The following is a 5077-nucleotide window of genomic DNA, read 5'->3' as shown; positions in this document are numbered from 1 at the left end:
CGTACGCACCCTTGCTGGCGCCCTTGGCCTTCTCAGGGTCCAGAACGGGCAGGTCCTGACGCGAGAGGGCCATGAAGCTTGCCGACTTGCGCTGCAGGGCGATCTTCCAGCACTCAGCTGTCTCATTGGCGTCCGCCGGGCGGAAGTCAGTGAGCTGCGGAATGGCGCGAAGGCTCATGAGCTGCTCSACCGGCTGGTGSGTCGGGCCGTCYTCGCCCAGRCCGATSGAGTCGTGCGTGAAGATGAACAGCGAGTGCGTGCTCATCAGCGACGCCAGACGGATAGCGTTCCGCATGTAGTCGGAGAAGACGAAGAAGGTCGAGCCGAACGGAATCAGACCGCCGTGAGCAGCCATACCATTGACGGCAGCAGCCATGCCGAACTCGCGAACGCCGAAGAAGATGTTGCGGCCGTTCGGGTCGATGTGGAAGTTGGTCGATTCCTTGAAGATGGTCTTGGTGGAGGCGGTGAGGTCGCTCAGGAATGTAGAACGATTCCTCCGGCGGGAAGCCAAGAGCTTCCTTGGTCTTCTTGGTGTTCTCAGCGCCCAGAGCCTCGCCATGCACCTTGCTGGTGCCGGCGTGCGGGCTGCCGTAGCCGATGACCGTGCGCACGCGCACCAGGGTCGGCTTCTCAGTCTCAGCCTGAGCTTCCTTGATGGCCTTACGCAAGGCGTCCAGATCGTTGCCGTCGGCAACGTGCAGCACCTGCCAGTGATAGCCCTCAAAACGCTTGGTCACATCTTCGGTGAATGAGAGCTCGGTCGGTCCGTCCAGCGAGATCAGGTTGTCGTCATAGAAGACGATCAGCTTACCCAGCTTCAGCGTTCCGGCAAGCGACGCGGCCTCGTGCGAGACACCTTCCATCAGGTCGCCGTCACCGCACATCACATAGGTGTGGTGATCGACGATCTTCATCTCCGGCTGATTGAAACGAGCACCCATGTGCTTCTCAGCGATCGCCAGACCGACGGACATCGCAAGGCCCTGGCCCAGCGGACCGGTAGTGACTTCAACGCCGGGGGTCTCACCGTACTCCGGGTGACCTGGCGTGATGGAGTGCCACTGACGGAAGCTCTTCACCTGATCCAGCGGAACGTCGTACCCGGAGAGATGCAGCACGCTATACAGCAGCGCCGAAGCATGTCCGTTCGACAGCACAAAGCGGTCACGATCGATCCACTTGTGGTCCGCGGGATTATGCTTCATCACATCGTGGTACAGCAGGTAGGTCAGCGGCGAAAGCGCCAGCGGAGCACCGGGATGGCCACTCTTGGCCTTTTCAACGGCATCGACTGCGAGAAGACGAAGGGTATTGATGGACTTCTGAACCAGGTCGCTCATGTATTCCTCGGGCACCAGGGCAAAAGCCTTAGTGCGCTCGTGTTAGTAAGGGTTTTCGTTATCACTTCCAGTGTACAGGTTCCGTTGACTGGCCTTGGGTGGTCAGCTGACTTGCACCGTGAAGTTATAGCCGAGCCACCGATGCTGCTGCGGCCAGTAGAGGGTGAATTCGATGTGGCCCTGCTGCCCTGACTGAGTTGCAATCTCAGCGAAGAAACCCGGATAGCCCGCCGATTTCGAATCGGCAGCCTGACGAGTGGTCCAACCATCTGTCGTCCAGATCACCTGGAATTGGTCGCGATCCACAATTCTGAGCCGCTTTCCTGCACCGACGGTATGCACCGGACGGATGATCTTGAAGATCTCAATCTGGCAGCCGCCCTTGCGCTGCTCACAGGGCGCTGCATAACGCTCGGCGACACATGAGATGCGGTCGAAGACCTGACCGTCCGTTGTGGATCGCAACAATTTCAGATATTCCGAGTGCGCCCACACCAGCGGCTGCGCCGCCCCGGCGGACCGGCCGAAGAACAGCCCTTCTTCGGGGAGATCATGGTAATCCCAAATCTGCTCGGGCAACATGCCGCCGAAGCTTGAGAAGCGTTCCAGCGCAGTAATGAATGGGGTCACGTCTTTGCCCGCCGCCAGTTCATAGTGTGCACGTTCACCAGTCAACAGAGGCCAGGCGCGGCCCTGTCCATAGTGAAGGAACGGACCTCCATCCTTTTGCTGGCCGTAGCCATCATGGTTGTAACGGCGCCAGCAGGGGCCGTAGGGCGTATCGATACGCAATACCTTGTCGATAACCTTCAGCGAATTGATGATCAACGGATCATCTGCGCGGCGAACGCCGTAACGCACAAGCTCCAGGAAGCCGGCGTCCACAATCTCATTGGCAGCGAAGTTGTATTGCTCGCCCGGAGTGCGATTGGCCAGGTTCAGGCGTCCATCGCCGATCGCCGGATTGTAAAAAGGATCTCCGGGATAGGGAGGAGTGACACGGACATAGTGATATCTCACATCCGGATGCAGCACACCGTTGGTCGTCGTCGTCCACTCTTCCAGATGCGACTCGATCCAGTCGGCGTAGACCTCGAGGAACTCCGCCAGCTCCGGCGCCTTATGGCCACGTGCGATATCGGCAGCGCAGATAAGGCCGCTGATGACCGCAGCCAGTGTCGATGGAGAGTATCCGGCGTTCTCTTCCCAGCGCTCCTGCTGCGTCACCGGAGCATAGTGCACCAGGAAGGCGGCGGCATTTTCGACGAACGGAAACACATCGAAGCCACCCAATCCACCCAGCTTCCATAAACGCCACGCCAGAATGATGGGGAACGCGACTTCATCCAACTGAATGCCGGTCCAGTAGGGTGTTCCGTCGATCCAGAAGTTCTGCGGGAAGCTGCCATCAGGCTGCTGGGAGCAGGCCAGATATACCAACGCCCGGCGTGCCGTATCGACGCGCCCACAGGCCAGCAGAGCGCTGGCAGACTGCACCATATCGCGCGTCCAGACCAGGTGGTAGCCGCCCAGGTCGTCGTCACCCTTCGATGCACCCCAGGGAATGGAGGCAGAAGCGATGAATGCTCCGGTATAGGTCTTATCTTCGTGCGCCAGCACAACGTTGTGACTGATGCGCATCAACCGGCCGCCGTCGGTGGACTTTCCTGCCAAGTGTTCGGGAGCCGGAGCGCGGTACCACTGCTCGATAAAGCGCTTCATGTGCGCCTCGTAAGGAGTGGAGAGCGATTGCATCATTCCGGCAAGAGCAGCGTGATGGCCCTCTCCGAGGGAGATCGCAAGGGTGAACTCACGGTTGCGGGCGACATCGATTTCGCCCATCAGAGCGATATTGCCGTTCAACGCCTGCCCGAACTGCCAGTCCATCTTCATGTTCTGAATCAGATCCTGGTAGCCGTCTGACGAGCCCACAAAACCGCAGGACGAACGCGTGAATCCGCAGGAGGCGCCCATCGACAGCGAAGTTCCGTTCTTCCAGGCAATCAGGGCACGCTGGCCAGCAACTTCAATCGATCGGCCGGAGTTTCCCGCACCACCACCTTCAATGTGCGGCGCCAGCAGGGCATAACACTTCAACCGCTGCAGYAGGTCCTCTTCCCCATCAATCTTCACGCGGACCAACACCACCGGGTGGTGAGGATCGCAGAGAAACTCCTTCGTCACGCGATATCGGCCCTGCAGGTCGGTGGCGACGACGCGGACCGCAAGCGCATCCGGATCCACATAGTGGAAGTCGTACTCAAAGTCACGCTTCTCTTCGTGGAAGAAGGTCTCCCCATCGGTGAACAGAAACTCCATGTCGCGAATCTGCGGACGATCGATGGTGGGGTAGTAGACCTCATTCAGTGTTCCGTGCGAGACGGTGAACCAGACTCGTGAGGATGCGGCATACGCCGTACAGACAGCGTCTTTTTTTGAGGAAGTCCAGCGAGGTTCAAGCCCAGGCGCACCAAAAGCCATGCCCTGGTCGTCAAGCCAACGATACGCAGCGGATAAAGCGTTCATTGTTACTGATTAAAAACCATAGGAACGCAGGTAACCGCAAATGAAGGAAAAATGTCGGCCCGGTTCTATGCGAGTCGCACTATTTCTGAGGCATATTGCGCGCCGACGTCCCTAAGTTCACGTGGCAGCAGACCTTCGGCTCGCTGCGATATCATCAGAGTCCGTGACGTACTGCGCATCGCAGTGCTCAATCGCCGCATCAAAGGGCGTGTCACACCGCTGACGCCAGAATTTAATGGCACGCCCTAACCCTGAACCGAAACGACCCGACAGGAGATCTCACGTGGCCTACGAACTACCCGCCCTTCCCTACGACTACGCCGGCCTGGAGCCCCATATTGATGAGGCGACCATGAAGCTGCACCACGACAAGCACCACCAGACCTACGTGACGAACCTGAATGGCGCCATCGAGAAGCATCCGGAGCTGGGTTCAAAGTCGCCGGAAGAGCTTGTGGCCGGTCTGGCGAGCGTACCGGAAGACATCCGTACCGTCGTCCGCAACAACGGTGGCGGCCAYGYCAACCACACCATGTTCTGGGAGATCATGAAGCCGAACGGCGGCGGAGCTCCGACCGGCGCTATCGCCGACCAGATCACGAAGGACTTCGGCGACTTTGAGGCCTTCAAGAAGAGCTTCAATGAGACCACTGCGAAGCAGTTCGGCTCCGGCTGGGGCTTCCTGGTCTACAAGGGCGGCAAGCTCGAGATCGTCACCAAGCCCAACCAGGACTCTCCGCTGACCGACGGTCTGTTTCCGATCTTGGGCAACGATGTGTGGGAACACGCCTACTACCTCAAGTACCAGAACAAGCGCCCGGACTACCTGGCCGCCTGGTGGAACGTCGTCAACTGGGACGAAGTCAACAAGCGCTTCGAGACAGCCAAGAAGTAGGAATTAGTTGAATAGTTGAAGAACAGAAGAGCCACCCTGACGGGTGGCTCTTCTGTTTGGGTTGAATGGTTGAATGGTATAGAACGTGGAGGGCTTAGAGCATTTCCCGGTGGGGGTAATGTAGGGCTTCCGCATCTATGKGCGTTTTCCGCAATGAAAACGCCGCTGCACGCCCCTCCCGGGATACCCAGCAACAGGGAAAATGCTTTAGAGATATGCAACCAAGTCGATTTCGACCGTTGTTCCTCGCGGATTGGCAGCCACGATGGTCGTTCTTACCTGCGGCTCCTTGGGAAACCGCGCAGCGAAGATC

Annotated in this window: 2 protein-coding genes and 2 pseudogenes; 1 reads left to right on the top strand and 3 read right to left on the bottom strand. The window is 58.6% G+C overall.

The features are described 5' to 3' along the window. The 3 genes and pseudogenes from AB4043_RS15560 to AB4043_RS15550 all read right to left on the bottom strand — a co-directional run. Positions 1 to 562 (bottom strand): annotated as a pseudogene (locus tag AB4043_RS15560) (hypothetical protein); the annotation flags it as partial. Further along, positions 525 to 1343 (bottom strand): annotated as a pseudogene (locus AB4043_RS15555) (thiamine pyrophosphate-dependent enzyme); the annotation flags it as partial. The pseudogenes AB4043_RS15560 and AB4043_RS15555, both read right to left, overlap by 38 nt. 102 nt (positions 1344 to 1445) lie before the next feature. After that, the gene (locus tag AB4043_RS15550) at positions 1446 to 3869 is read right to left on the bottom strand and encodes a glycoside hydrolase family 15 protein (RefSeq protein ID WP_442300992.1); all 2424 of its coding nucleotides are present in this window, start codon (positions 3867 to 3869) and stop codon (positions 1446 to 1448) included. A 283-nt stretch (positions 3870 to 4152) separates the two neighbouring features. On the opposite strand from AB4043_RS15550, the gene AB4043_RS15545 reads away from it, so the two are divergent. Further along, a complete protein-coding gene (locus AB4043_RS15545; RefSeq protein ID WP_442307460.1) occupies positions 4153 to 4764 on the top strand; it encodes a superoxide dismutase in 612 nt (203 codons plus the stop codon). Positions 4765 to 5077: the final 313 nt, after the last annotated feature.

It is taken from the genome of Terriglobus sp. YAF25, assembly GCF_052113305.1.
In the GTDB taxonomy this organism is placed as follows: domain Bacteria; phylum Acidobacteriota; class Terriglobia; order Terriglobales; family Acidobacteriaceae; genus Terriglobus.
This window is presented reverse-complemented; position numbering and strand designations above follow the sequence as displayed.